Origin of the sequence: Arthrobacter sp. MAHUQ-56, assembly GCF_019710585.1 — a bacterium.
Lineage (GTDB): Bacteria > Actinomycetota > Actinomycetes > Actinomycetales > Micrococcaceae > Arthrobacter.
In genome coordinates, this window is sequence record NZ_JAIFZQ010000016.1 from 285,479 (window position 1) to 309,919 (window position 24,441).

The following is a 24,441-nucleotide window of genomic DNA, read 5'->3' on the forward strand; positions in this document are numbered from 1 at the left end:
ATGCGGCCTAGGCGGAAACGAGGTCGGGACGCTGCCGGACGGTCCGCTGTTCGATGTCCTTGACGCGGTCCGTGGCCCGCACCAGCCGCTGGACAAAGACGCCCGGGGTCACGATGTGGTTCGGGTCCAGGTCGCCGGGCTGCACGATCACCTCGGCCTCGGCGATGGTCAGCTGACCTGCCGTGGCCACCACGGGGTTGAAGTTCCGGGCGGTGTAGCGGTAGATGAGGTTGCCGTCAGTGTCCGCGGTGTGGGCGTGGACCAGCGCGACGTCGGCCCGGATGGCCCGCTCCTGGACGTACGTTTCGCCGTCGAACACCTCGTGCGGCTTGCCTTCGGCCACGAGGGTGCCCACCCCGGTTTTCGTGTAGAAGGCGGGAATGCCGGCGCCGCCGGCGCGGAGGCGTTCGGCGAGGGTGCCCTGCGGCGTGAACTCCACCTCAAGCTTTCCGGCGAGGTACTGTTCGGCGAAGAGCTTGTTCTCGCCCACGTAGGAGGCGATGACCTTGCGGACCTGGCCGGCCTCGATCAGGACTCCCAGGCCCTTGCCGTCCACGCCCATGTTGTTGGACACCACGGTGAGGTCCTTGACGCCTGAATCGCGGACGGCTTCGATCAGGTCGGCAGGAATGCCGCTGAGGCCGAACCCGCCCACGGCGAGGGTAATGCCGTCCCGCAGGGCCCCTTCCAGGGCGGCGGCGGCGGAGGGCTGCAGTTTCTTCATGTCGACTCCTCGTTGAGCGATGGGCCAGTCCATTTTATGGACGATGGTTTCTGCACGTGGAGACTACGGGTGCCCTGATTCCGCTGTCAAGCGGGCGAATGCCCGGTTTTTACAGTGTGGACGGTAGGATTGAATGCATCCACAATATGGACAATCAGGGAGGTTTTCATGACGTCGGCGCCGGTGCAGGGGGCCCAGGTAGTGGCCCGCGTCGCAGGACTGCTGCGGCTGGTGGGCCGCAGCCCCGAGGGCATGCCGCTTGCCGGCCTGGTCCGGGAATCAGGGCTGACGCGGCCCACCGTCCACCGGCTCCTGTCCTCACTCGCCTCCGAGGGGCTGCTGGACCACGACCCCATCACCGGCAACTGGGTGCTTGGGCCGGAAGTCCTCCTGATGGGTTCGGTGGCGTCCGCCCGCTTTCCGCTGGAGGACATCGCCCGCCCCAGCCTGCGCCGGCTTGCCGAAGCGACGGGGGAGAGCGCCTTCTTTTCCATCCGGCGCGGCGGGGAGACGGTCTGCCTGCTGCGGGAGGAGGGCAGCTTTCCGGTGCGGTCCTTCGTGCTGCACGAAGGCGTCCGGTTTCCCCTGGGCGTGGCGTCGGCGGGGACGGCCATCATGGCCTTCCTGCCGGAGGATGAGCAGGAGGAACTGCTGGCCCGGTGGCCGGAGCACGCGGGAGGCTTCGCAGCGAACCACACCCCGGCGCGGGTGCGGGAGAACCTTGTCCGCACCAGGCTGGCAGGTTACTCGGTGAATCCCGGGATGGTGCTGGAAGGCAGCTGGGGCATGGGGGCCGCGGTGTTTGACCGGTCCGGAAAGCCGGCCTGGGCGCTGTCCCTGACCGGCATCGAACCGCGCTTCAAGCCTGGGCGGCAGCCCGAACTGGGCGCGCTCCTGATGGCGGAAGCGCACCGGATCACGCAGCAGCTGGGCGGCGAGGCAGCCCCGCCGAAGTAGCCCGGCTTTGCCCGGAAACGACGACGGCGCGCCGCCCTTTACGGTGCGCCGCGCCGTCGTGCTTCCCAAAAGTGGGCTGCTTCGGCTCGTTAGAGGCCCGCGCGGGGCTCCTCCGGGCCCTCGTGCTTCCACCAGGTATCGAAAATGGTGACCGGAACGGTGCGCTTGTGGCGGGTGCGCAGGTACTTCTGTTCGATCGATTCGGCGACGGACCCAGGAACGTCGCGGCCCTCCAGGTAGTCGTCGATCTGGTCATACGTCAGGCCCAGCTCGTCCTCGTCTGTGCGGCCCGGCCGGTCGTCGAGCAGGTCGGCGGTGGGTACCTTCCCCCAGACCCGCTCGGGCGCGCCGAGCTCAGCCAGCAGGGCACGGTTCTGCCGCTTGTTCAGGCCGAACAGGGGCAGGATGTCCGCGCCGCCGTCGCCGTACTTGGTGAAGAACCCCGTCACCGACTCGGCGCCGTGGTCGGTTCCGATGACCAGGTAGTTGTGCTCGCCAGCCAGCGCATACTGGGCGATCATGCGGGTGCGGGCCTTGGTGTTCCCTTTGTGGAAGTCGGAAATCTCCGAGCCCACGGTCTTTTCGAACTCATCCTCGAAACCGTCCACGGCAGCCGAGATATTGAACGTCCATTCCGTCTTGGCCTTGATGAAGTCCAGGGCCGCCTGGGCGTCCTCTTCATCATGCTGCACGCCGTAGGGCAGGCGGACTGCCACGAAATTGGCGTCCACACCCTCGGCTTCGAGCTCATCCACGGCCAGCTGCGCCAGCTTCCCGGCGAGGGAAGAATCCAGGCCGCCGGAAATGCCCAGGACAAAGCCCTTGGTGCCAGTGGCCTTCAGGTATTCCTTGAGGAACGCGACGCGCTTGCGCACCTCCCCTGCGGGGTCGATCCGGGGCTGGACGCCCATTTCTTCAATGATCTTGGCCTGGAGTTCGCGCATGTGGTCCAGCCTAGCCAGCGCTGTCAACAACCCTCAACTGTTCCGGCCGGGCGTTGGGCGGCGTACCGTACAGGCATGGAACCGACGGGGTGTGCTGTTGTGGGCGGCGGTCCGGCAGGCATGGTGCTTGGCCTGCTGCTGGCAAGGGCGGGCGTGCAGGTCGCGGTCCTGGAGAAGCACAGCGACTTCCTCCGCGATTTCCGCGGCGACACAGTGCACCCGTCCACCATCCGGCTGATTGACGAACTTGGCCTGGGCGATGGGTTCCGCAAACTGCCGCAGAGCCGGCTGCGGGGAGTCGCGGTCCCCGTCCCCGGCAAAGGCATGGTCACGCTGGCCGATTTCTCGTCCTTGAAGCCTCCCTACGACTACATCGCGATGATGCCCCAGTGGGACCTCCTCGATTTCCTCGCCTCAAAGGCCGCCGCCGAGCCGGGCTTTACGCTCCTCATGGACCATGAGGCCACGGGTTTGGCGTTCGACGGCGGACGCGTCACCGGGGTGCGCTACCGGACGGCAGGGACAGCTGGGCCGGCCGGGGAATCGGTGCTGTCCGCCGACGTCGTGGTGGCGGCGGACGGCCGCAAATCGGTGCTCCGCCGGGCCGCTGGGCTGCACCCCAGGGAATATCCGGTGCCCTTCGATACCTGGTGGTTCAAACTGCCGCGCCGCGCGTCCGAATCGGGTGAGATCGCCGGAGTGGTCCCGTCGCTGGGGGACCGCGACGCGATGATCGCCCTCAACCGCACCGACTACTACCAGATGGGCTACTTGGCACCGAAGGGAGCCGATGCCAGGATTCGTGCGGGCGGCGTGGAGCGGTTCAGGCAGCGCGTGGCGGCACTTCGCCCGGACCTTGCCGACAGGGTGGACTCCATCCAGTCCCTTGAGGACCTGCACTGGCTGGACGTCCGGTTGGACCGGCTTCCGCGGTGGTACGTGGACGGGTTCCTGTGCATCGGTGACGCCGCCCACGCGATGTCGCCCGCCGGCGGGGTGGGGATCAACCTCGCCATCCAGGACGCGGTGGCCGCAGCGGCGCGGCTGGCACCGGACCTGCTCCGGGGTCACGTGAGAGCGAAGACCCTGGCTGCCGTGCAACGGCGCCGCCGGATGCCCACGGTTGCCGTCCAAGCGGTGCAGCGGCTGATGCACCGCGTGATCTTCGTTCCCCTGTTTGCCGGGACATTGTCCGGCGACATGCTGGCAGGGAAGAGGCCCGGCGCGTCGTTCAGCTGGCAGCGGCTGCTTTTCTTCTTCCTGCGCCACAACCCTGTGGTGCGGCGCCTCCTGCCCCGGCTTATCGGCTTCGGACCGCGCCCCGAGCACGCGCCCGCGTTCGCCCGCCCCGCTGCCATTCCGCCACCCACTAAACTGGAGTCCATGACTTCCCCCACTGACACGGCTGTAGACACGGCCGCTGCCCGCGCCCGACTGCTCGAACTGATCAAGGAACTCGCCGTGGTCCGCGGCAAGGTGATCCTTTCCAGCGGGGCCGAGGCGGACTATTACATCGACCTGCGCCGCATCACGCTGCATCACGAAGCCTCCAGGCTGGTGGGGCAGGTCATGCTGGCACTGGCAGACGAGGCCGGTATCGATTTCGAATGCGCCGGCGGGCTCACCATGGGTGCAGACCCGGTTGGCACTGCCGTCATGCACGCAGCCGTTTACGCCGGCCGCAGCGTTGACGCGTTCGTGGTGCGGAAGGCACAGAAGTCCTACGGCATGGGGCGCCAGGTGGAGGGGCCGTCCGTCGAGGGGCGCAAGGTGCTGGTCCTTGAGGACACCTCCACCACGGGCGGCTCGGCGCTGACAGCCGTGGAGGGCGTCCGGAAAGCCGGCGGCAACGTGGTGGCGGTGGCAGTGATTGTGGACCGCGATACCGGGGCCAAGGAAAAGATCGAAGCCGAAACCGGCGTTCCCTACCTGTACGCCTTCGGCAAGGACGAGCTGGGACTCGCCTAGCCTCCGCGGCCGGCCGGAGCCTCAAGGGGACAGTCCGCTTGGTTACCGGTCCGGCCCACAAGCTGCTGTTCAGCCCTCGCGTTCTGGCCCAGATGGCCCCCTTTGCCGAAATAGTGGCGAAATGTATAGAACATGGGCCGCCAGGTCCGAACGTCCACGTGCGAAGAATCCAGCACCAAGTCGTCACGGACATGCACGTGACGGACGCGCACATGGACTGCATGCAGGTCGGCTTCCAGTGACCACGAGTTGTCCAGCGTCGCCTCGATATGGACGGGACATTGCACAATCCGTTGCGGAGCGGTGCGCAGGCCCGGCAACGGGTCCCAGCCCGCTACGGCCCATTTGTCGTGCTCGGTGCGGTAGCTGCTGCCCTTCGCGGCCGGCACCGGTTCACTGCCGGTGGTCATGGAGATCCGTTCGATGGCCGGTGCCATGCATTCCTCAGGAAGATTGAGTACCACTTCTCCGGTGCGGATCAGGTTGCGGTAACCCTGGTGATGGGAGCTCAGCCCCAGGACGTAGTGGTCGCCCAGCGACCAAGCGGAAGAGATGGGCGTGATGTTGGTGGTTCCATTCGGGTTGCTGGTGGTCAGCAGGGCCACCAGCGATCCGAAGTAGTGGACGCTTGGGGAAATCGTGGTGAACATGCATTCATCTTTCCCGGTGGAAGGTTTGAGGGCGGACAAACCGTCCGCCGGGCAAAATGGCTACATGAGCGCGTATTGGGCGGAGGACCTCGCCCTGATAGCCAGGGCGATGGGGGAAGCTTCGCGGGCGCGGATTCTGGTCGCCCTCATGGATGCCCGAGCCTGGACAGCCTCGGAACTCGCCGGCTGTGCAGGGATCAGCAAGGGTACGGCCACCACGCACCTGAACCATCTCGTGGATGTCGGCCTGCTGGATGAAGTACGCCAGGGGCGGCACCGGTATGTACGGCTGAAGAACCAGGACGTAGCAGACGCTGTCGAAGCCCTGGTCCGACTCAGTCCTTCGCCCGGCCGTGGAGTTCCCTCGACCTACCGCGGCGGCAAGCATAAGCAGGAACTGCAACACGGCCGCACCTGCTACCAGCATTTGGCCGGGGCAATGGGGGTCAAACTGGCCGTCTTCTGGCAAACCCAAGGGTTCATCACCCCGGCCTGGGACGTGAGCGGGGCCGGGTTTGACTGGGCGGAATCGATCGGCCTGCGGTTGCCCCAGGAGCCGGCACGCCCGCTGGTCCGGCCTTGCTTGGACTGGACCGAACGGGTGGACCATGCGGCCGGCGTGCTGCCCGACCTCTTCGCTCAACACGCCTTGTCGTGCGGGTGGCTCAAACGCGGATCGCATCCCCGCTCAGTCGTCCTGACACCGCTGGGTGGCCGGCAGCTGGCTGGCTGTGGGCTGGAGTTGGTACTTGGAGCGCCGGTTGACGCTGAATTATGATATGCGGTAATACTTTTCAGTTGCTTGGAGACCATGCATCTTGCTCCCCCCAGAACAGCCCTTGAGCGCAACCGACCAGGTCCAGAACCTTATTCTGGAAAGCGCCGATTTCGAGGAATTCCTCAACGAACTCGCCCGCTTCTCTGCCCACCAGATGGCAGGGGACGGCGACGATGCCCTGTGCGGCATCACATTGCTCCGCGACCGAAAGGCCGCCACCATTGGCTGGAGCAGTGCCGTCGCCCGGGAAGTGGACGAAATCCAGTACTCCCTTTCGCAGGGTCCGTGCCTCACCGCCGCCAAGGATGAGCGCGAAGTCTACGTTCCGGATTTGCTGCAGGAGGACCGGTGGGGACCGGACTACGCCGCCGCGGTTGCCTCATATGGGCTGCGGTCAGTCTTTTCCCTGCCCTTCAACCTGCAGGGCGAAGCCAAGGCAGCACTGAACCTCTATTCCGATTTTCCGCATAAGTTCGACGGGCCCGCTGCCGCGAGGGCCAGGGACTTCACCCGGGAAATTTCGCAGGCTCTGCGGCTGGCCGTACGGTTCTCGCTGCACGCTGACAGCGCCACCAACCTTCGTGCCACCCTGGAGTCGCGGACCATCATCGACATTGCAGTGGGAATCGTCATGGCGCAGAACCGCTGCAGCCAGGAAGCCGCCGTCGAAATCCTCACCGAGGCGTCCAGCAACAGCAACACGAAGCTGCGGGACATCGCCAAGTCGCTGGTGGATTCCGTGGGCGGCGCCGGCGCGCGGACGCACTACCAGGAACCTTCCAAGACGCGGCCAGGCGGCGCCGCCTGAGGTGTGGCTTGTGTGGTGCCTTCCCGCGGGTTACGCTTGCCGAGGTTGAGCCGTCGGCCATAGACCTCTTTTGGAGTACCTATGGACCACGCGTTAGACGCTCTCGTTAACCTTGATGTCCCTGCTGACATCGTCCGGATTGAAGTCCGGGGGACCCTTCACAACGATTCCCGTGCCGAACTGGTCCACATCATCCGCCGGGTCCGGAGGATGGGCATCCGCTGCCGTATCTGTGTTGACCTCTCCCGTGCTGCGCTCGTCGAATCCTCCGCTCTGGCCGGGCTGCGCGCAGACCTGAACGCCATTGCCGCCAACTCCTTGCTGGGTGTTCCTTCCGCCGGGGTCGGCCTTCAGCTGGCGCCCTCCTCACATGACCGGGGCCTGCAGGACGAGTCCAGCCGCCAACCGCTCCTGGTGGACGACGACGTCAGGGAGCTGTTCCCCGGGGGTGAGTTCGCAGGTGAATTCCCCCAACTCCCCGTGATGTGGATCGAGGAACTGTACGGCCGCCCCCTGACCGCCTACACGGACGAGGAACTGCTCCAGGCCAGCGACTCCCTCTTTGCACTGCTGGACAACCCGGAGGCGCTCGACGGCGCTGACCTGCTGGGCCGCTACAACGATATCGGCCTCGAAATCCTCCGCCGTCGGCAGACCCCCCAGGCGCCTTACCCGGCCGCGGAGGGCCAGGCCGCCAGCTGACCCGGCGTCGCCGAAAGGTTACGTCCCGCTCCTTGCGGCGGTAACTTCCGGTGTGCCTACGGTAGTGGTGTGCCGTTTGAGGGAGAAGTGAATCCGCAGGACCGGCGCGGGACTCCCCAGGCCCGGCTGCTGGCGGAGTCGGCTGCCCTGAAACGCTTCTCGCGCCGTTCCTTCCTCGGCGGGGCGGGCGCAGCCTCCCTGCTCGCCGCGGACATGCTGCTCACCCGTGAAGTGCAGTCTCAGCGGCGCACGACCAGGATCCTGCAGGTTGCCGACGATTTCGCTGACGCCTACTACCCGGACGCCAGCTGGTTCCTGTTCCCGGGGTACAAGACCAGCTGGGAAGAAGCGCAGTGGATCCTCAACACCCTCCGCGGCGCGCTTAACAAGCGCGCCCGGCTTGCCGCCGTCGGCTATTCCAACCTGGGGCTGAACATCACCGAGGTGGTCAACGCGGTTACCGACTACGTGGCCGCCGAGAAGATCACCAAGCTGTTCTTTTACGGCCACAGTTTCGGCGGCATGCTCGCCACCCAGGTGGCCGCACGGCTGCTTGCGCTGAACGGCATCCAGGTGCAGTTCATCCTCCTGGATTCCAGCCCCTACAGCGCACATGACGTGCTGGACCAGAGCTGGTTCGACGGCGTGGTGTTCCTCTACGAGCGCGGCTTCCGGTTCCCGTCCACGCTCCGCGGCGGGTACGAGCTGGGGGAGCGGATCATCCACAAGGACGAACGGAGCTGGCGGCAGATCCTGGACCAGACCCTGGAGCAGCTGTCCCCGATCGCCCCGTCGAACGTGCTGGTCCAGACCGAGTCCGCATACATCTACCACTTCGACGGAAGCCAGTTTGCCGGCAAGCTCGGCGCGGCCAAGATGGCCTACCTGGGTAATCCGAAGGACCAGACGGTGGCCTATGAAACCGCTGTGGAAACCTGGGCTGTGGTGTTCAAGGACAACATGGTCTCCAGCAACCTGCAGACCACCGGCGCCGCCCCGGCCCACGCCAGCCCGGGCTGGAACCCCCAGGTCTACCGGCCGCTCCTGACGGACCTGCTGGACGAGTACTTCCCGCTGCCCCGGGGCGGTTCCCGGGTGAGTATTTTCTAGATTTGGTTCTTCAGGTCCGCCACTGAGTTCAGGACCTGGTTTGGCCGGAACGGGTAGGCAGCAATGTCGTCCTTGTGGGTGATGCCGCTCAGGACCAGGACCGTGTGCAGCCCCGCTTCCATGCCGGCGATGATGTCGGTGTCCATCCGGTCCCCGATCATGGCGGTGGTCTCGGAGTGGGCGTCGATCTGGTTCATCGCGCTGCGGAACATCATGGGATTCGGTTTGCCCACAATGTACGGTTCACGGCCGGTGGCCTTGGTGATCAGCGCGGCGATGGCGCCGGTGGCGGGCATGGGGCCGTCCTTTGACGGTCCCGTGGCATCGGGGTTGGTGGCGATGAAGCGGGCACCGGCGAGGATCAGGCGGATGGCCATGGTGATCGCCTCGAAAGAGTACGTGCGCGTCTCGCCGAGCACGACGAAGTCCGGGTTCTGGTCGGTGAGGATGAAGCCTGCCTCATGCAGCGCCGTCGTCAGCCCTGCCTCACCGATGGTGTACGCGCGGTTGCCTGATTCCGAACCCCCCGCGGACACCTGGTCCTTCAGGAACTGTGCCGTGGCCAGGGCGGAGGTCCAGATGTTCTCTTCCGGGATCTCCAGACCGGAGGCGCGCAGGCGGGCGGCCAGGTCACGCGGGGTGAAGATGGAGTTGTTGGTCAGCACCAGGAAGCGCTTGGAGGTGTCCACCCAGCGCTGGATCAGTTCCGCGGCACCCGGAATCGGCTGGTTCTCGTGGACCAGCACGCCGTCCATGTCCGTCAGCCAGCACTCGATTTCCTGGCCGCTGCGGTACACCGCCGGGTTGCCTGCCACCTGGTCTGCTTCTGCCATGCCTGTCCTCCACGTGATGAATGCGCCTGTGCTGAAAGCCCGAAAGGACCAGTCTAGTGTTGAGGGGTGAACCAGACGCCCGCCATGACAGACGAACCCGACCACGCACCCGGGGAGGGTGCGCCGGAAAAGGCGGAGGTCGGCGTCGGGCCCTGGGAAGGGGAACTGCCGGAAGGCGACCATTGGGACCCTGACCTCCTGGCGGACGGCGACCGGCGGAACGTCCTGGACAAGTACCGCTACTGGAAGCACGAGGCAATCGTGGCGGAGCTGGATTCGCGCCGGCACAACTTCCACGTGGCCATCGAGAACTGGCAACATGACCTGAATATCGGAACCGTGGTGCGCACCGCCAACGCGTTCCTTGCCAAAGAGGTGCATATCATCGGCCGGCGCCGGTGGAACCGGCGGGGCGCGATGGTCACCGACCGCTACCAGCACATCCGCCACCACCCCACCGTTGAGGACTTCGTCCGGTGGGCCCAGGGGGAGGGGCTGGCGATCATCGGGGTCGACATCTTCCCGGACTCGGTGCCGCTGGAGACGTACGACCTGCCCCGGGACTGCGTGCTGGTCTTCGGCCAGGAGGGTCCGGGCCTGACGCCGGAGGTCCACCAGGCCGCCGTCGCCACCTTGTCCATCGAGCAGTTCGGCTCCACCCGGTCCATCAATGCCGCTTCCGCCGCCGCCATCGCCATGCACGCGTGGGTGCGCCGGCATGTCTTCAACCAGCACGTCTGAGTATTACTGAGCGGTGACCCGAAACACTCTCCCGGCGCGGAAATGGCTAGGATGGTGCCAAGCCGTAAGCGGTCTACTTGAGGGTCATCCACCCACAGACGAAACTCAGCAGAGGAGCCAGCATGCCCATTGCAACCCCAGAGATCTACTCCGAGATGATCGACCGTGCGAAGGCGGGCGGCTTCGCGTTCCCGGCCGTTAACGTCACGTCCTCGCAGACGCTGAATGCCGCGCTGCGCGGTTTCGCCGACGCCGAGTCCGACGGCATCGTTCAGGTTTCCACCGGCGGTGCAGCCTACTGGTCGGGCGCCTCCACCAAGGACATGGTTGCCGGTTCCCTGGGCTTCGCAGCCTTCGCCCGCGAAGTGGCCAAGAACTACAACGTCAACATCGCGCTGCACACCGACCACTGCCCCAAGGACAAGCTGGACGGCTTCGTCCTGCCCCTGCTGGCCGCCTCCGAGGCCGAGGTCAAGGCTGGCCGCAACCCGCTGTTCAACTCCCACATGTGGGACGGCTCCGCCGAGACGCTGCAGGACAACCTCCGCATCGCCCGCGAGCTGCTGCAGCGCACCGCCGCCGCGAAGATGATCCTCGAGGTCGAAATCGGCACGGTGGGCGGTGAAGAGGACGGCGTCGAGAACGAGATCAACGAAAAGCTCTACACCACCGTTGAGGACGCCCTGGCCACCGTGGAGGCGCTGGGCTCCGGCGAGAACGGCCGCTACATCACCGCGCTGACCTTCGGCAACGTGCACGGCGTCTACAAGCCTGGCGGCGTGAAGCTGCGCCCGGAAATCCTCAAGGACATCCAGGCACAGGTCGGCGCCAAGATCGGCAAGGACAACCCGTTCGACCTCGTCTTCCACGGCGGTTCCGGCTCCTCGGACCAGGAAATCGCGGACGCAGTCTCCTTCGGCGTGATCAAGATGAACATCGACACCGACACCCAGTACGCCTACACGCGTCCGGTGGCGCACCACATGTTCAAGAACTACGACGGCGTGCTCAAGGTTGACGGCGAAGTGGGCAACAAGAAGACCTACGACCCCCGCGTCTGGGGCGCCTCCGCCGAAGCCGGCCTGGCAGCCCGCGTGGTGGAAGCCACCAAGCAGCTTGGCTCGGCCGGAAAGACCTTCTAGGTGTCGGACGAATTCCGCAGGAACCTGATGGGCCCCGAGCCCACGCTCCTGCCTGCGGAAACCGAGGTCTACGGCCAGCTGGACGCCGGGCACGAGGCCCTGGACCTGGTGGCAAAGCACCCCACCTCCTCGCTGCTCTGGGCCATCCTGGCCGAGGAAGCCTGGAAGGAGGGCCGCACTATCGACTCCTACGCCTACGCCCGGGTGGGCTACCACCGCGGACTGGACTCGCTGCGCCGCAACGGCTGGCGCGGCGTGGGGCCCATCCCGTGGGAGCACGAGCCGAACCGCGGATTCCTGCGTGCGCTGTACTCCCTCGGCCGGGCTTCATCGGCCATCGGCGAGGCGGAGGAGCCGGAGCGGATCGAGAAGTTCCTCAATGACTCCGACCCCACGGCGAAGGCAGCCATGGAAGGCTCCTGACGCCACAGGGACTTAAAACGGACGACGGCGGGTGGCCACCTTTCGCATGAAAGGTGGCCACCCGCCGTCGTTACCTCTTAAGGCTGGACCTCTTCAGGCTAGGCTTTGTTGGCGATACCGGTACGGGCCATTGCGTCGGCGTAGGCCGCACGCATGTCCTCGAGGTACTCCTCCTGGCGCGCGGGGGAGCCGGCGAAGGCGCGGCCGCTGAGGGACCGGACCTTGTAGGTCTTCAGGCCGCGGCGCCACAGCAGGGGAACTTCGGTCTTGAGCAGCAGGTTGGCCAGGCGGTTGGCTTCGGTGCCGTGCGCCACGATCACCGAGGCGCGCGGGACCAGTGCCAGGAACTTAAGCAGGGGCTTGAGGCCGGCCTGCACCTGATCAGGGGTGAACTTTCCGTTGGGTTCGCCCGGGACGTGCCAGGGGTGGACGTTCCATGGCATCACGAACTCGGGGCGCAGGCCCAGCTTCCACTGGATGCCGAGCATGCGGGTGGCGGCGTCCTGGTCGCCGGCGGTGATGAAGCCCGACTTGTCGGCCTCGCCGATGTTGGAGAACAGGCTGATAATGCGGCATTCCTCCACGTCATGCATGGGGTCGACGTAGGGCACTACCGTCCCGGGGCGGCCTTCCTGCAGGGAATCGCACAGTTCGTTGATGGCTGCGACGCTGGGTTCGTAGCGGCGGTTCAGGAGCTGTTCGTGGAATGTTTCGGGGGCCAGGGCGGTCATGAAGTGCTGGTTCTCCTGCGGGGATTGGCGTTGCTTCCGCCGCCGAAAACGGCACGCGGGGGCGCGACTGGTCAGCGGCGGTTAATTGGGGGTGGACCAACTCCTGGTCGGCCTCGTCCAGTTTACCAAGCCCCCGGGAAGCGACGTGCCGGTGTGGACGACCGAAAATGGACTTACAGGGTTTGTCGATTTGATTGACAGAATCCGTCCAGCTTGGTTGGCTCGAGTCACAGCCGAATGAGGGACATTGCGGCTGCCTGCACCACCGCACTCGAAGAAGAGGAAACCGCACCGTGAAGAAATCCCTGGCAACCTTCAGGAACCTGGCCCTGACCGGAGCCCTCGCGCTCGCCGTCGTGGCCGGCCCCGCCCCCTTGGCACACGCCGTGGGCGAGGGGCCCACCTACGACGGCAACGGCCAGATCACCACCACAAAACTGGCAACCTATGACCAGATGGTCTCGTTCCTGAAGGACCAGGACGCCAAGCAGCCGGCCATGGAGCTGGAAGTCATCGGCCAGACCGTCAAAGGCCGGGACATCCACCTGGTCAAGTACATCTCGGACCCGGCCAAGCCCACCATCCTGTACCTGACCCAGCAGCACGGCAACGAGCAGCTCACCACGGAGGGTGCGCTGGAGTTCGTCAAGCACCTGGGAACCGGCAAATCGGCGGACATCCTGAAGGGCGTGAACATCCTCATCCTTCCGATGCTGAACGCGGACGGCGCCATGGGGGACGTGAACTTCTCCCTGGATGACTACCTCGCCAAGGGCGACCGCCACCTCACCCGCTACAACGCCGAGGGCGTGGACCTGAACCGCGACCACGTGGCCAAGATCCAGCCCGAAACCCAGGCACTGCACAACAACGTGATGCGCAAGTACCGGATCGACTACATGATCGACCTGCACCACCAGGGCACCCGCGCCGAGCGCGACGGCAAGCTGGTGTCAGGTTCCATCCTGTACCCCACCACGCCGAACGCCGACCCCGCCGTCGTCGAAAAGTCCAAGCAGCTCGGCGCCGTGGTCTTCAACAACGTCGACTCCACGGGCTGGGGCCATCTGGGCAAGTACCAGGGCGGCAGCGCCGAGACCATCAGCCGCAACGGCATTTCGGTGGAGTACGGGATCGCCACGCTGCTCTTCGAGATGCGGGGCATGTCGGACCACTACCTGGACGGCTATGCGCTGGGGCAGCGCAGCAACGGCTACCTGATCAAGCAGACGGTCACCACCCTGACGTCCACGGCCGCAGCCATCGCGGACGGGTCCATTGCCGACGCCGACACCACCTTCTGGGACACCCTCGCCGAACAGACGTCCCGGCCAGCCGGGGAAGCCGACGACGAATAACCAGCCACTGGGAGGCCGCCGCGGTCCTTTACCCTGCATCAAGAACCGCGGCGGCCCAACAAGTGGACAAAGTGCGCCATCGGCTAAACTTGGGTGGTAAGAGCCCCGGGGCCAATGCGTTCGCCGATCCGTGCTGCGGAAACGGCGGAGGCCGGTCCACTCGGGGCATTCTCATGAACGGCGCTGTGTCTGGTCCGCCACCTCCGTGGCCGGCCCCGGGCAGCCCGAACGAATGGGGGAGGATCCCATGCCAGCAATTGTGATCGTAGGAGCCCAGTGGGGCGACGAAGGTAAAGGCAAGGCCACCGACCTGCTGGGCGGCCGTGTTGACTACGTCGTCAAGCCCAACGGCGGCAACAACGCCGGGCACACCGTCGTCGTAGGCGGTGAAAAGTACGAACTCAAACTGCTGCCCGCAGGCATTCTCAGCCCCAACGCAGTCCCCATTATCGGCAACGGCTGCGTGGTGAACCTCGAGGCACTCTTCCAGGAGATTGACGGCCTGCAGGCCCGCGGCGCCGACACCTCGAAGCTCCGCGTCTCGGCCAACGCGCACCTCGTGGCCCCATACCACCAGGTCCTGGACAAGGTCACCGAACGCTTCCTTGGCAAGCGTGCCATCGGCACCACCGGCCGCGGCATCGGCCCCGCCTACATGGACAAGGTGGCCCGTCTCGGCATCCGCGTCCAGGACGTCTTCGACGAATCCATCCTCCGCCAGAAGGTGGAAGGCTCGCTGCGCCAGAAGAACGAACTCCTGGTCAAGGTCTACAACCGCCGCAGCGTAGTGGTGGACGAGATCGTCGACTACTTCCTGTCCTTCGCCGAACGGCTCCGCCCGCTGGTCATCGACAGCACCCTGGTCCTCAACTCCGCGCTGGACGAGGGCAAGGTGGTCCTGATGGAAGGCGGCCAGGCAACCTTCCTGGACGTCGACCACGGCACCTACCCGTTCGTGACCTCCTCCAACCCCACTGCCGGCGGTGCGTCGGTGGGTTCCGGCATCGGCCCCACCCGCATCTCGCGCTCCATCGGCATCATCAAGGCCTACACCACGCGCGTTGGGGCAGGTCCGTTCCCCACGGAGCTCTTCGATGAGATGGGCGTCTACCTGCAGAAGACCGGCGGTGAGTTCGGCGTCAACACCGGCCGGCCGCGCCGCTGCGGCTGGTACGACGCCGTCCTGGCCCGCCACGCCTCCCGCGTCAACGGCTTCACGGACTACTTCGTCACCAAGTTGGACGTGCTGACCGGCATTGAACAGATCCCGGTGTGCGTGGCCTACGACGTGGACGGCGTCCGCCATGACGAGATGCCCATGACCCAGACCGAGTTCCACCACGCGAAGCCGATCTTCGAGTACTTCGACGGCTGGACCGAGGACATCACCGGCGCCCGCACCCTCGCGGACCTGCCGGAGAACGCCCGCAACTACGTGCTGGCCCTGGAGAAGCTCTCCGGAACCCGCTTCTCTGCCATTGGGGTCGGGCCCGACCGGGACCAGACGATCGTGGTCAACGACCTCATCAACGACTGATCCCCGCCCTTAAGGGATTCACGACGGCGGCGGCGCACCTTGGCGGGTGGGCCGCCGCCGCTGTTTCCACGGTGGGCAGCAATTTACACAGGCTTAACCCGCATGGTCTTGTAAGCCTGCACGCTGGGGCGCCAGAATTTTTAGCACCATTTGAACTGATCAGCAGACGGTTCCAGCAGACTCCCAATGGACGGCGCAGCGGTGCGCGCCCCGGATGGGCCGCCGCCGGCAGGACCGCGCAGACCGGAAGGAAACCATCGTGGCAGGAAATTTCGAAGTCTTCCTTGACCCGGAGTCGCTGTACAGGTTCCGCCTGCTGGCGCCCGACGGTACGGTGATGGCCGTGTCCGGTGCGTTCGAGGATAAAAGGGGTGTGGCAGCAGGCATCGCTGCGGTGCGTGAATGTGCGGGTACGGGCTTGGTCACCGACTTATGCCCGCCGGGAGCCGTAGCCCGTCCGGCGGCCGGCGGTGCCGGTATTCCCGCGGAGCCGCCCGCCGTCGTCGTTCCTGCCTGCGACGATCAGCGCCTGCCCTCACGACTGCACGCTTTTGCACCGGCCAAAGGGCCGCGCCGTCAGGCGACGCTGCCCCGCTGGACCAGGGCAGCGGTCCGCTGAGGGCCGGAGGAAAAAAGTTTTTAAAAAACTTTTGAAAAGGCGTAACCCTTTTGGGGGTGCCAACGATTACCCCTGTGTAGCGCCGGCCTGGAACATGTCCCCCATCACGTTCCAGGCCGGCTCTTCCTTTTTGCCGGTTTCGGCGACGCACTTTCGGCGCGGGCCGTGGGCCGCCCTCCCTGCCGCGTAGGCTAATCGCATGGGCCACACAAACGATCCCGCAGTCATTGAACGACTCATGCGCACCAAGGGGAGGTGGGCCATCGTCGGCTTGTCCACCAACGAATGGCGTGCCGCCTACGACACGTCCCTGTTCATCCGGGACCGGATGGGCATGGAAATCATCCCCGTCAACCTGCCCGGGGATGCGGTGCACGGGGAGACCGGCTACCGCACGCTCGGTGACATTCCGGCGGAAAAGCGGCCCATCGACGTCGTCGACTGCTTTGTGAACTCGCAGAAGGTGGGCGATGTGGTGGACCAGGCCATTGCCGTCGGTGCCAAGGCCGTATGGCTGCAGCTGGGAGTCATTGACGAAGCCGCCGCAGAGCGCGCCAAGGCAGCCGGCCTGGACGTGGTAATGAACGCCTGCCCCGCCCAGCTCGCGTGGAAGTACAACCTCTAGCGGATCATCAGTTGGGGATAGTGCCGCTCCGTGACGTCGGGATGCGCGCGCATCCGGCCTTTGAGCATGTTGAGCCCGAAGGTGGACAGCAGCGGATTGCCCGGATCATCGGTGATGCCGCGCGCCTGGGCTTTCAACTCCGGCGGCAGGGGCACGGGGCCGATCTCGGCATCGAGGCGCGGAGACCAGAAAAACGGGACCGAGTAGCGGTCCACGCCCGGCGGCGGAGCCTGGACGCGGTGGATGGTGGCCGCCAGGTAGCCCTCGGTGGCCACTTCCAGCATCTCCCCGAGGTTCACCACGAGGGCACCGCGAAGGGGCTCCACGGGCAACCATTCGGTGGTGCCCGGAGGCAGGACTTCAAGGCCGCCGACGTCGTCCTGGAGCAGGAGGGTGACGAAGCCATAGTCGGCGTGCGAACCCACGCCCTGGTCGCCGGCCGCTTCCACCACGCCGCCGACGTAGTGCACGAGCTTGCCCATCCATGCCGGGGTGTCCCGGAACGGCTCATCGAAGTAGTCTTCGGGCAGCTGCAGGGACACTGCGATGGCCCTCAGGAGTTCCATGCCCACCTCTGACATCAGCTCTGCCCAGGCCATCGCCGCCGGCTTGAGTTCCGGAAAGGACTCGTCCGGCCAGAGGTTGGGGCCCTGCAGCAGCCAGTACGGCTGGTCGGCCGGATAGTCCTTCACGGGGGCGCGTTCGGGGGAGTAGTCGATCTGTTCGCGCGCGTCCGCCCTGCCCTGCGTCACCTCGGTTCCCATCCGGGTGTAGCCGCGGAAGTGCGGCGAGAGGCGGTTGTCCAGCTTCATCCGCTCCTCGAGGGGCAGGTCGAAAAAGCGCCGGACCACATCCAGGAGGTGCTCGGCCTGGCCGGGTGATCCGCCGTACCCGGTGACCTGGAAGAACCCCACATCATGGGTGGCGTGCCGCAGCTGCTCGATGAACTCGGGGCGGAACGAGCCGTAGGGCTGCCGTGCGCTACTCAGATCCAGAACAGGTATGGCTCCCTGGTCATGTGACATCCTCGCAGACTAGCACCGCGGGGCCGGGCTTTATAGGCTTCCTTCATGGACCCCGCCGCCTTGAGGAGAATCTGTCTTTCCTTTCCCGGCGCCTATGAGGACTTCCCCTTCGGCCCGGAAACATCGGTGTTCAAGGTCCGTGCCCAGGTTTCCGGCGGGGCCAGGCATGAGGCCAAACTCTTCGCGCTGTCGTCGATGGACGTGCGCGACTTCTACGTCAATCTGAAGTGCGAGCCCGCCCTGGCAGTCCAGCTGCGTGCGGCACACCCCGAAATCACGGGGGCGTGGCACATGAACAAGACGCACTGGAACGGCATCCGCCTGGACGGGTCGCTGCCGGACGACATGGTCCGTGACATGGTGGAAGACTCCTACGACCTGGTGGTTTCCGGTTTGAGCAGGAAACAGCAGGAGCAGCTGGGCTGGGCACGCCTGGGCGGGGCAGGAACGGATGACTGACAGGGGCAGGTTTTGGGTGCACTGAATTATCCCGGAGTGGGAGGTACCGAACAGGGGACCGCCCCGGACGGGTTCGACCGTGTCCTGGAAGAGGCCCGGCTGGGCAGCGGCCTCGCGGTCTACCGGCGGGTGGCAGAGGGCATCCTGGCCTGGGAGCTGCAGCGCCGGGCCGGACTTCGGGTCAGCGCGGATTCACCCACGGCGGTACCCGGGGCGCGGGTGGTGAGCGGCTTCGGCGTGGGGCCCCTCCGCCTGAACGCGCCCTGTGAGGTGGTGTGGGTCCACGAGCCCATGCCGGACGGTGTGCCGCAGTCGGCGGGGTTCGGCTACGGGACGCTGCCTGGCCACCCCGCCCGGGGCGAAGAGTCCTTCGAAGTGGAGATCAACAGCCAAGGGGAGGTCCGGCTCCGGATCCGCGCCTTCAGCCGGCCCGCAAACTGGTTCTACGCGGCCGGCGGAATGGTGACCCGTGCGGCGCAACGCCTCGTGACGGGCCGGTACATTGAAGGGGCACGCAGACTCGCCCAGGAAGGATCCGCCCAATGATTTTTATCGTCGTTAAGTTCAAGGTAAAGCCCGACTGGTCGGAGCGCTGGCTGGACCTGGTGGACGACTTCACCAAGGCGACGCGGCAGGAGCCGGGCAACCTGTGGTTCGACTGGTCCCGCAGCGTGGATGACCCGAACGAGTTCGTCCTGGTGGAGGCGTTCAAGGACGACGCCGCCGGCGACCACGTTAACAGCCGCCACTTCAAACAGGCCATGGCCGACATGCCCCAGGCGCTCGCCGAAACACCCCGGATCATCAGCCGGCAACTCGAGGGCGAAGGCTGGGACCTGATGGGCGAATTCACCATCTAGCAGGAAGGCCTGGAGCATGTGGATCGGCTGGAGTGAGTTCGACATCCTCCTCGGGGACGTGCACAGCCTGAAGGAGAAACGCTCCGTTGTCAGGCCCCTCCTGGCCGAACTTAAGCGCCGCTTCGAGATCTCCGTCGCCGAGGTCGGGGACCACAGCCAGTACCGGCGCACGCAGCTTGGCGTTGGCCTCGTGGCAGCGGACCGGCCCCACCTCGTGGAGGTGCTGGCCGCCGTCGAACGTTTCGTGGCGGGCCGGCCGGAGATCGAGCTGCTCAGCGTGCGCCAGCGGGAGCTCCACAGCGAGGACTGACCCCCATCGATTGCTCCGTGGACGCCCTTTTGAGACACCAAAAGGGCGCTTACGGAGCAGCGGATGAGAGGTGTGGATAACTTCTGCGGGTTCTGGCCCCTTCTGGTGTCATGGACCGATGAAGACCCCACGCCCACTTCCGGACGATTTTCAGGGCCGTCCATTCACTACAGGCGAGGCAATCCGCGCCGGGATATCACCCAAGCAACTGCGGCACCGTCAGTTGCGTCGCATGGGGAAGGGCATCAGATCGGGATGTCCGACGGCGGAGCTTCCGCTGAGCGCACGGGTCCGGCCTTTCATTGAAATCAACCAGCTTTGTGCTGCCTCGCACGTTACGGCTGCGCGGCTTCACTCGCTGCCGCAACGGCGCCGGGACGAGACCCTGGACGTCTACCACATCATCCGTCCCGCGGGCGCAGCCCACCTGGACAGGCCGCACGTCATCGTGCACCGCATGAAGCTCTACGAGGACGAAGTCACCACAATTGACGGTGTTCCGGTGACGACGCCGACCCGGACCTGGCTCGATATGGCTGAGCTGCTGTCCGTCGACGAGCTCGTAGCGATGGGGGACAGCTGCGTCCGCGTGCCCAGGATGGAGTTTGAAGGCCGGGACACGCCGCTGTGCAGCGTAAGGGACCTGCAGGGGGTTGTCGACAGGCACCGGGGGAAGCGGGGGCTCCTGAAGGCGAAGGAGGCTCTGAAACTCATCCGGGTCGGATCGGATTCGCCGCAGGAAACCATGCTGCGGCTAGCCATCGTCCGCGCGGGCCTGCCGGAACCCGAGCTGAATGTTCCGATCATTACCGGGGACGGCGTCAGGCATCATGAGCCGGACTTGTCGTACCGCAAATACAAGATCGGCATTGAGTACGAGGGCGAACACCACGGTGAGGAAAGCCAGATCGCCAGGGACATAGCGCGCTCGGAACGGTACACCGCCTTGGGCTGGACGGAGGTCAGGATTTCCAAACGACACATGCTCAATGACGCCAAACCGGCCGCGGCCAAAGTCTTGGTTGCGTTGGCGCAGGCCGGCTGGCGGCGGGGTTCTTAAAAACGATTGCTCCGCAGCGGCCGTTTTGAAGGCTCAAAAGGGCAGCTGCGGAGCAATCGATAGGCGGGGGTATTAGCCGAAGTACTTCGGCAGGGTTCCCTCGTGGGCATCGCGGAGGGCGTCAAGGGACAGGCTCTCCACGCCGTTGATCTCCAGCGTGCCGCTGGCTGCGTCCACCACGCCAATGCGGGTGTGGGCGAAGCCGCGGGCGGTGCACATGTCGGTGAAGCGGACTTCCTCGGAACGGGGAACACCCACAACAGCGCGGCCCTGGGATTCGGAGAAGAGCGCCGTGAACAGGTCCACGCCGTCCCGGTCCATAACGTCCTGCAGGGCGATCCGGGCACCCACGCCGTAACGCAGCGACGACTCCACGAGCGCTGCCGCGAGGCCGCCTTCGGAGAGGTCGTGGGCGGAGTCGATCATGCCGTCGCGCGAGGCGTTGATCAGGATCTCGCCCAAGGCACGCTCAGCCTCAAGGTCAACCTTCGGCGGCTGGCCGCCCAGGTGGCCACGCATGTTCGCCCACTCGGAACCGTCCAGCTCGGCGGCCGTGGTGCCCAGCAGGTAGATCGCCTGGCCGTCCTCGCGCCAACCCGACGGCGTGCGGCGCGCGACGTCGTCGAGCTTGCCCAGCACTGCCACCACGGGGGAGGGGTGGATGGGCGTGGTGCCCGTCTGGTTGTAGAGCGAGACGTTGCCGCCGGTGACCGGGATGCCCAGCACCATGCAGGCGTCGGACAGGCCGCGGATGGCTTCGGCCAGCTGCCACATGACGTCCGGGTCCTCGGGGGAGCCGAAGTTCAGGCAGTCGCTGACGGCCATGGGGATGGCGCCGGCGGTGGCGACGTTGCGGTAGGCCTCGGCCAGTGCCAGCTGGGCGCCGTGGTACGGGTCCAGGTAGGTGTAGCGGCCGTTGGCGTCGGTGGCCAGGGCAACGCCCAGGCCGGTTTCCTCATCCACGCGGACCACGCCGGCGTCGTCGGGGAACGCCATGGAGGTGTTGCCGCCGACGTACCGGTCGTACTGGTTGGTGATCCAGGACTTGGAGCACATGTTCGGCGACGCCACGAGTTCAGTCACGGCGGCAGCCAGCGAGGCCGGGCTGGCCGGGCGCCCGGCGTCCTGCACGGAGCCGGTGAAGGTGTCGGCCTGGACGGCGTCCTGCCACTCGGGGCGGGCGAACGGGCGGTCGTAGACCGGGCCGTCGTGCGCCACGGTGCGGGGATCGACGTCGACAATCACGTCGCCTTCCCAGGTGATGATGAGGCGGCCGGTGTCGGTCACCTCGCCCAGCCAGGAGTACTCCACGGCCCACTTGTCCATCACGGCCTCGAACGCTTCCACGTTCTCCGGCGTGACAACGGCCATCATGCGTTCCTGCGACTCGGACATCAGGATCTCGCCCGGGGTCAGCGTGGGGTCGCGCAGCAGGACCGAGGTCAGCTCAACCTGCATGCCGCCGTCGCCGTTGGAAGCCAGCTCGGACGTGGCGCAGGAGATGCCAGCGGCACCGAGGTCCTGGATGCCTTCCACCAAGGAGCCCTTGAAGAGCTCCAGGCAGCACTCGATGAGGACCTTCTCGGCGAACGGGTCGCCCACCTGCACGGCGGGGCGCTTGGACGGCTTGGTGTCGTCAAAGGACTCGGAGGCAAGCACCGAGGCGCCGCCGATGCCGTCGCCGCCGGTGCGCGCACCGAACAGGACCACCTTGTTGCCCTTGCCGGACGCGTTGGCCAGTCGGATGTCCTCGTGGCGCATGACGCCCACGGCGAGGGCGTTGACCAGCGGGTTGCCCTGGTAGACGGAATCGAACACCATCTCGCCACCGATGTTGGGCAGGCCCAGGGAGTTGCCGTAGCCGCCGATGCCGGCCACCGCACCGTGCATGACGCGCGCGGTGTCCGGGTGGTCGATCGCGCCGAAGCGCAGCGGGTCCATCACGGCCACCGGGCGGGCGCCCATGGAGATGATGTCGCGGACGATGCCGCCAATGCCGGTCGCCGCACCCTGGTAGGGCTCAACGAACGACGGCGAGTTGTGCGATTCGATCTTGAAGGTCACGGCCCAGCCGTCCCCCAGGTTGGTGACGCCGGCGTTTTCGCCGATGCCCACCAGCATGTCCTTCTTCATTTCCTCGGTGACCTTCTGGCCGAACTGGCGCAGGTGGTTCTTGGAGGACTTGTAGGAGCAGTGCTCGCTCCACATCACGGAGTACATGGCCAGTTCGGCGCCGGTGGGGCGGCGGCCCAGGACCTTGACGATCTCGTCGAACTCGTTCCGCTTCAGGCCCAGCTCGGCCCAGGGCAGTTCGGTGTCCGGGGTCTTGGCGGCGTTCTCGACGGTGTCGATATTGAACTTCTTGGTGGTTTCGGTGGTCACTTGTCGCCTCCCACAATCTTGTTCAGGACGGAGGTGAAGAATCCGAGGCCGTCGGTGTCGGAACCGCCGATCCCGTCGAGGGATTCCGGTCCAAAACCGGGTTCCACTGCATGCTCGGGGTGCGGCATGAGGCCCACCACGTTGCCGGCGGCGTTGGAGATGCCGGCGATGTCGCGCCGCGAACCGTTCGGGTTGAAGCCCACGTAGCGGAACACCACGCGGCCTTCGGCCTCAAGGGCGTCCAGGGTCTTCTCGTCCGCGATGTACTGGCCGTCCTGGTTCTTCAGCGGGATGGTGATCTCCTGGCCCGCCTCATAGTCCAGCGTCCAGGCAGTGTTGCTGTTCTCAACACGCAGCACCTGGTCGCGGCACAGGAACTTCAGGTGGTCGTTCTTGATCATCGAACCGGGCAGCAGGTGCGACTCGGTGAGGATCTGGAATCCATTGCAGATGCCCAGGACGGGAAGCTTCGCGTCGCTGTTGGCGGCGTCGATGATCTTCGACATCAGGGGTGCGAAGCGGGCAATGGCGCCGGCGCGCAGGTAGTCGCCGTAGGAGAATCCGCCGGGAATGATGACGGCGTCCACGTCACCAAGCTGGGAGTCACCGTGCCAGAGTTCGACGGCGGTGCCACCGGCCAGGCGGACGGCGCGGGCGGCGTCGCGGTCATCCAGGGTGCCGGGGAAGGTCACGACGCCGATGCGCGCGCCGGCCAGGCGCGGTTGCGCCGCGACGGCCACGGCCTCGCCGATCAGGGGAAGTTCAGTCATGTCAGGCCTCGACGACCTCGACGTTGACGACGTCCTCGATGACCGGGTTGGACAGGAGGGTTTCGGCGGCGTCGCGGGCCTGGGCCAGGATGTCCTCCGTCACCTCGCCGTCGACAGTCAGTTCAAAACGCTTGCCCTGGCGGACAGCGCTGAAGCTGGTGAAGCCCAGCCGGGGCAGAGCGCCAACGATTGCCTTCCCCTGCGGGTCCAGAATCTCGGGCTTGGGCATGACGTCAACAACGATCCGGGGCATCCGGTAACTCCTGTGCGTGAGCTTGGGTAAGGGCGCAGCGGAGTGGTGCCGTCTCACGCCTACCAGGATCTTGGGGACAGTTGGGCAACTGCCGTGGTCAACGATGAGGTGGGGCGCTCCGCGAGCTTGCCCTCCTATTCTACCGGGCGGCGCGGACCCCTTTGTATTCCATGAAATCGGGGCCGGGAGACGGCGGGAACCCTCCCTGCCTGGTGCCGCCGGTGGAGTTCTGGAGTTGCCCGCCTGCCTTCATTAGGATTGCGGCATGGCTGAGAATTCCAAGTCCCTCCTGTTGCCAATGGTTGCCGCGGCTGTGTTCGCCGGGCTGGGCCGGATGGTGTTCCAGAAGGTCAAAGCTGACCGTGTGGCCCGCCAGAGCAAGGTAGCCGGGCCGGTGGATGAGAAGACCAGGCAATGGATCAGTGAGGTAGTGCGTACGCCGCGGCCCTAGCGCGAACAGTCGTAGCGGTCCCTTCCGGGCGCCCTTCGGGGCGCCCTTTTTCGTGCCCTGCCGAGGCTGCTGCCGGGTCGTATGACAATCAGAGATAGTTCTCTGTTTCCTATGTCATATCTTGCTATCAGTCTGTAATCTTTGAGCAGTCTGGTCTCACCAAATTACAAGATCTGTAATTTCCTCTGGCGTGCCAGTCGTTCGGCCGCCCCTCATTGACT

At 65.8% G+C, this 24,441-nt stretch carries 28 protein-coding genes; 19 read left to right on the forward strand and 9 right to left on the reverse strand.

What is annotated here, in order from left to right:
• Window positions 1–7 precede the first annotated feature (7 nt).
• A complete protein-coding gene (locus K4G53_RS09290) occupies window positions 8–724 on the reverse strand; it encodes a CoA transferase subunit A (RefSeq protein ID WP_221385409.1) in 717 nt (238 codons plus the stop codon).
• A gap of 168 nt (window positions 725–892) precedes the next feature.
• Here K4G53_RS09290 and K4G53_RS09295 point away from each other — a divergent pair, with 168 nt between their 5' ends.
• On the forward strand, window positions 893–1,681 hold the full coding sequence (locus K4G53_RS09295) for an IclR family transcriptional regulator (protein ID WP_221385410.1): 789 nt from the start codon (window positions 893–895) through the stop codon (window positions 1,679–1,681).
• A gap of 89 nt (window positions 1,682–1,770) precedes the next feature.
• On the opposite strand, the gene nadE is transcribed toward K4G53_RS09295, so the two are convergent.
• Window positions 1,771–2,625 carry an ammonia-dependent NAD(+) synthetase gene (gene nadE, locus K4G53_RS09300; protein ID WP_221385411.1) on the reverse strand — a complete coding sequence of 285 codons (855 nt, stop codon included), beginning with the start codon at window positions 2,623–2,625 and terminating at the stop codon, window positions 1,771–1,773.
• A 75-nt stretch (window positions 2,626–2,700) separates the two neighbouring features.
• On the opposite strand from nadE, the gene pyrE reads away from it, so the two are divergent.
• Window positions 2,701–4,593: an orotate phosphoribosyltransferase gene (gene pyrE / locus K4G53_RS09305; protein ID WP_374226155.1), complete on the forward strand. Its 1,893-nt coding sequence runs from the start codon at window positions 2,701–2,703 to the stop codon at window positions 4,591–4,593.
• On the opposite strand, the gene K4G53_RS09315 is transcribed toward pyrE, so the two are convergent.
• Window positions 4,590–5,243, reverse strand: coding sequence for a flavin reductase family protein (locus K4G53_RS09315; protein WP_221385412.1), 654 nt, complete (start codon window positions 5,241–5,243; stop codon window positions 4,590–4,592). The genes pyrE and K4G53_RS09315 overlap by 4 nt on opposite strands.
• 64 nt (window positions 5,244–5,307) lie before the next feature.
• On the opposite strand from K4G53_RS09315, the gene K4G53_RS09320 reads away from it, so the two are divergent.
• From K4G53_RS09320 to K4G53_RS09335, 4 genes are all read left to right on the forward strand, one after another.
• Window positions 5,308–6,021: a helix-turn-helix transcriptional regulator gene (locus K4G53_RS09320; RefSeq protein WP_221385413.1), complete on the forward strand. Its 714-nt coding sequence runs from the start codon at window positions 5,308–5,310 to the stop codon at window positions 6,019–6,021.
• A gap of 61 nt (window positions 6,022–6,082) precedes the next feature.
• Complete coding sequence (locus K4G53_RS09325) at window positions 6,083–6,829, forward strand: GAF and ANTAR domain-containing protein (RefSeq protein WP_260323453.1); 747 nt, start codon at window positions 6,083–6,085, stop codon at window positions 6,827–6,829.
• Window positions 6,830–6,910: 81 nt separating this feature from the next.
• A complete protein-coding gene (locus tag K4G53_RS09330; protein ID WP_221385415.1) occupies window positions 6,911–7,531 on the forward strand; it encodes a hypothetical protein in 621 nt (206 codons plus the stop codon).
• Window positions 7,532–7,600: 69 nt separating this feature from the next.
• The gene (locus K4G53_RS09335) at window positions 7,601–8,641 is read left to right on the forward strand and encodes an alpha/beta hydrolase (RefSeq protein ID WP_221385416.1); all 1,041 of its coding nucleotides are present in this window, start codon (window positions 7,601–7,603) and stop codon (window positions 8,639–8,641) included.
• Here K4G53_RS09335 and K4G53_RS09340 read toward each other — a convergent pair.
• The gene (locus K4G53_RS09340) at window positions 8,638–9,474 is read right to left on the reverse strand and encodes an HAD-IIA family hydrolase (protein ID WP_188571777.1); all 837 of its coding nucleotides are present in this window, start codon (window positions 9,472–9,474) and stop codon (window positions 8,638–8,640) included. The two genes, K4G53_RS09335 and K4G53_RS09340, sit on opposite strands and share 4 nt — an antisense overlap.
• A gap of 84 nt (window positions 9,475–9,558) precedes the next feature.
• On the opposite strand from K4G53_RS09340, the gene K4G53_RS09345 reads away from it, so the two are divergent.
• The 3 genes from K4G53_RS09345 (at window position 9,559) to K4G53_RS09355 (ending at window position 11,780) form a co-directional block, all read left to right on the forward strand.
• Window positions 9,559–10,215 carry a TrmH family RNA methyltransferase gene (locus K4G53_RS09345; RefSeq protein ID WP_221385417.1) on the forward strand — a complete coding sequence of 219 codons (657 nt, stop codon included), beginning with the start codon at window positions 9,559–9,561 and terminating at the stop codon, window positions 10,213–10,215.
• 122 nt (window positions 10,216–10,337) lie between these two features.
• Complete coding sequence (gene fbaA / locus K4G53_RS09350; protein WP_221385418.1) at window positions 10,338–11,357, forward strand: class II fructose-bisphosphate aldolase; 1,020 nt, start codon at window positions 10,338–10,340, stop codon at window positions 11,355–11,357.
• Window positions 11,358–11,780, forward strand: coding sequence for a DUF3151 domain-containing protein (locus K4G53_RS09355; protein WP_221385419.1), 423 nt, complete (start codon window positions 11,358–11,360; stop codon window positions 11,778–11,780).
• A 98-nt stretch (window positions 11,781–11,878) separates the two neighbouring features.
• Here the strand turns inward: K4G53_RS09355 and K4G53_RS09360 are convergent, their stop codons facing one another.
• Window positions 11,879–12,511 carry a uracil-DNA glycosylase gene (locus K4G53_RS09360; RefSeq protein ID WP_221385420.1) on the reverse strand — a complete coding sequence of 211 codons (633 nt, stop codon included), beginning with the start codon at window positions 12,509–12,511 and terminating at the stop codon, window positions 11,879–11,881.
• A gap of 293 nt (window positions 12,512–12,804) precedes the next feature.
• Between K4G53_RS09360 and K4G53_RS09365 the strand changes: the two genes are divergently transcribed.
• The 4 genes from K4G53_RS09365 to K4G53_RS09380 all read left to right on the forward strand — a co-directional run bounded on the left by K4G53_RS09365 (window position 12,805) and on the right by K4G53_RS09380 (window position 16,650).
• Complete coding sequence (locus K4G53_RS09365; protein WP_221385421.1) at window positions 12,805–13,869, forward strand: M14 family zinc carboxypeptidase; 1,065 nt, start codon at window positions 12,805–12,807, stop codon at window positions 13,867–13,869.
• A 247-nt stretch (window positions 13,870–14,116) separates the two neighbouring features.
• Window positions 14,117–15,406, forward strand: a complete 1,290-nt coding sequence (locus K4G53_RS09370; RefSeq protein WP_221385422.1) for an adenylosuccinate synthase — start codon at window positions 14,117–14,119, stop codon at window positions 15,404–15,406.
• A 259-nt stretch (window positions 15,407–15,665) separates the two neighbouring features.
• Window positions 15,666–16,025 (forward strand): YegP family protein, encoded by a 360-nt coding sequence (locus tag K4G53_RS09375; protein ID WP_221385423.1) that lies wholly within the window; start codon window positions 15,666–15,668, stop codon window positions 16,023–16,025.
• A gap of 199 nt (window positions 16,026–16,224) precedes the next feature.
• The gene (locus tag K4G53_RS09380) at window positions 16,225–16,650 is read left to right on the forward strand and encodes a CoA-binding protein (RefSeq protein ID WP_221385424.1); all 426 of its coding nucleotides are present in this window, start codon (window positions 16,225–16,227) and stop codon (window positions 16,648–16,650) included.
• Here the strand turns inward: K4G53_RS09380 and K4G53_RS09385 are convergent.
• On the reverse strand, window positions 16,647–17,675 hold the full coding sequence (locus K4G53_RS09385; protein WP_221385425.1) for an isopenicillin N synthase family oxygenase: 1,029 nt from the start codon (window positions 17,673–17,675) through the stop codon (window positions 16,647–16,649). The genes K4G53_RS09380 and K4G53_RS09385 overlap by 4 nt on opposite strands.
• Window positions 17,676–17,720: 45 nt before the next feature.
• Between K4G53_RS09385 and K4G53_RS09390 the strand changes: the two genes are divergently transcribed.
• The 5 genes from K4G53_RS09390 (at window position 17,721) to K4G53_RS09410 (ending at window position 20,364) form a co-directional block, all read left to right on the forward strand.
• Window positions 17,721–18,134 (forward strand): MmcQ/YjbR family DNA-binding protein, encoded by a 414-nt coding sequence (locus K4G53_RS09390; RefSeq protein WP_221385426.1) that lies wholly within the window; start codon window positions 17,721–17,723, stop codon window positions 18,132–18,134.
• Window positions 18,135–18,170: 36 nt separating this feature from the next.
• A complete protein-coding gene (locus K4G53_RS09395) occupies window positions 18,171–18,680 on the forward strand; it encodes a DUF1990 domain-containing protein (RefSeq protein ID WP_308287855.1) in 510 nt (169 codons plus the stop codon).
• Window positions 18,677–18,994, forward strand: a complete 318-nt coding sequence (locus K4G53_RS09400) for a putative quinol monooxygenase (protein ID WP_221385428.1) — start codon at window positions 18,677–18,679, stop codon at window positions 18,992–18,994. The genes K4G53_RS09395 and K4G53_RS09400 overlap by 4 nt, the downstream gene beginning before the upstream one ends.
• Before the next feature lie 16 nt (window positions 18,995–19,010).
• Window positions 19,011–19,304, forward strand: coding sequence for a DUF503 domain-containing protein (locus K4G53_RS09405; protein WP_221385429.1), 294 nt, complete (start codon window positions 19,011–19,013; stop codon window positions 19,302–19,304).
• Window positions 19,305–19,536: 232 nt separating this feature from the next.
• Entirely contained in the window at window positions 19,537–20,364 is an 828-nt protein-coding gene (locus K4G53_RS09410; protein ID WP_221385430.1) for a hypothetical protein, read from the forward strand.
• A 72-nt stretch (window positions 20,365–20,436) separates the two neighbouring features.
• On the opposite strand, the gene purL is transcribed toward K4G53_RS09410, so the two are convergent.
• From purL to purS, 3 genes are read right to left on the reverse strand one after another with little or no spacing between them, the layout of a single operon-like run.
• Complete coding sequence (gene purL, locus K4G53_RS09415) at window positions 20,437–22,746, reverse strand: phosphoribosylformylglycinamidine synthase subunit PurL (protein WP_221385431.1); 2,310 nt, start codon at window positions 22,744–22,746, stop codon at window positions 20,437–20,439.
• Window positions 22,743–23,516, reverse strand: coding sequence for a phosphoribosylformylglycinamidine synthase subunit PurQ (gene purQ / locus K4G53_RS09420; protein WP_221385432.1), 774 nt, complete (start codon window positions 23,514–23,516; stop codon window positions 22,743–22,745). The genes purL and purQ overlap by 4 nt, the downstream gene beginning before the upstream one ends.
• Window position 23,517: 1 nt before the next feature.
• Window positions 23,518–23,769, reverse strand: coding sequence for a phosphoribosylformylglycinamidine synthase subunit PurS (purS, locus tag K4G53_RS09425; protein WP_221385433.1), 252 nt, complete (start codon window positions 23,767–23,769; stop codon window positions 23,518–23,520).
• Window positions 23,770–24,034: 265 nt separating this feature from the next.
• Between purS and K4G53_RS09430 the strand changes: the two genes are divergently transcribed.
• Window positions 24,035–24,220 carry a hypothetical protein gene (locus tag K4G53_RS09430; RefSeq protein WP_221385434.1) on the forward strand — a complete coding sequence of 62 codons (186 nt, stop codon included), beginning with the start codon at window positions 24,035–24,037 and terminating at the stop codon, window positions 24,218–24,220.
• The last annotated feature ends 221 nt before the right edge of the window (window positions 24,221–24,441 follow it).

Coding starts and splice junctions, on each gene's coding strand:
- K4G53_RS09290 (WP_221385409.1), bottom strand. CDS start 724: ATGAAGAAACTGCAGCCCTCCGCCGCCGCCGCCCTGGAAGGGGCCCTG.
- K4G53_RS09295 (WP_221385410.1), top strand. CDS start 893: ATGACGTCGGCGCCGGTGCAGGGGGCCCAGGTAGTGGCCCGCGTCGCA.
- nadE (WP_221385411.1), bottom strand. CDS start 2,625: ATGCGCGAACTCCAGGCCAAGATCATTGAAGAAATGGGCGTCCAGCCC.
- pyrE (WP_374226155.1), top strand. CDS start 2,701: ATGGAACCGACGGGGTGTGCTGTTGTGGGCGGCGGTCCGGCAGGCATG.
- K4G53_RS09315 (WP_221385412.1), bottom strand. CDS start 5,243: ATGTTCACCACGATTTCCCCAAGCGTCCACTACTTCGGATCGCTGGTG.
- K4G53_RS09320 (WP_221385413.1), top strand. CDS start 5,308: ATGAGCGCGTATTGGGCGGAGGACCTCGCCCTGATAGCCAGGGCGATG.
- K4G53_RS09330 (WP_221385415.1), top strand. CDS start 6,911: ATGGACCACGCGTTAGACGCTCTCGTTAACCTTGATGTCCCTGCTGAC.
- K4G53_RS09340 (WP_188571777.1), bottom strand. CDS start 9,474: ATGGCAGAAGCAGACCAGGTGGCAGGCAACCCGGCGGTGTACCGCAGC.
- K4G53_RS09345 (WP_221385417.1), top strand. CDS start 9,559: ATGACAGACGAACCCGACCACGCACCCGGGGAGGGTGCGCCGGAAAAG.
- fbaA (WP_221385418.1), top strand. CDS start 10,338: ATGCCCATTGCAACCCCAGAGATCTACTCCGAGATGATCGACCGTGCG.
- K4G53_RS09360 (WP_221385420.1), bottom strand. CDS start 12,511: ATGACCGCCCTGGCCCCCGAAACATTCCACGAACAGCTCCTGAACCGC.
- K4G53_RS09370 (WP_221385422.1), top strand. CDS start 14,117: ATGCCAGCAATTGTGATCGTAGGAGCCCAGTGGGGCGACGAAGGTAAA.
- K4G53_RS09380 (WP_221385424.1), top strand. CDS start 16,225: ATGGGCCACACAAACGATCCCGCAGTCATTGAACGACTCATGCGCACC.
- K4G53_RS09385 (WP_221385425.1), bottom strand. CDS start 17,675: ATGTCACATGACCAGGGAGCCATACCTGTTCTGGATCTGAGTAGCGCA.
- K4G53_RS09390 (WP_221385426.1), top strand. CDS start 17,721: ATGGACCCCGCCGCCTTGAGGAGAATCTGTCTTTCCTTTCCCGGCGCC.
- K4G53_RS09400 (WP_221385428.1), top strand. CDS start 18,677: ATGATTTTTATCGTCGTTAAGTTCAAGGTAAAGCCCGACTGGTCGGAG.
- K4G53_RS09405 (WP_221385429.1), top strand. CDS start 19,011: ATGTGGATCGGCTGGAGTGAGTTCGACATCCTCCTCGGGGACGTGCAC.
- K4G53_RS09410 (WP_221385430.1), top strand. CDS start 19,537: ATGGGGAAGGGCATCAGATCGGGATGTCCGACGGCGGAGCTTCCGCTG.
- purQ (WP_221385432.1), bottom strand. CDS start 23,516: ATGACTGAACTTCCCCTGATCGGCGAGGCCGTGGCCGTCGCGGCGCAA.
- purS (WP_221385433.1), bottom strand. CDS start 23,769: ATGCCCCGGATCGTTGTTGACGTCATGCCCAAGCCCGAGATTCTGGAC.
- K4G53_RS09430 (WP_221385434.1), top strand. CDS start 24,035: ATGGCTGAGAATTCCAAGTCCCTCCTGTTGCCAATGGTTGCCGCGGCT.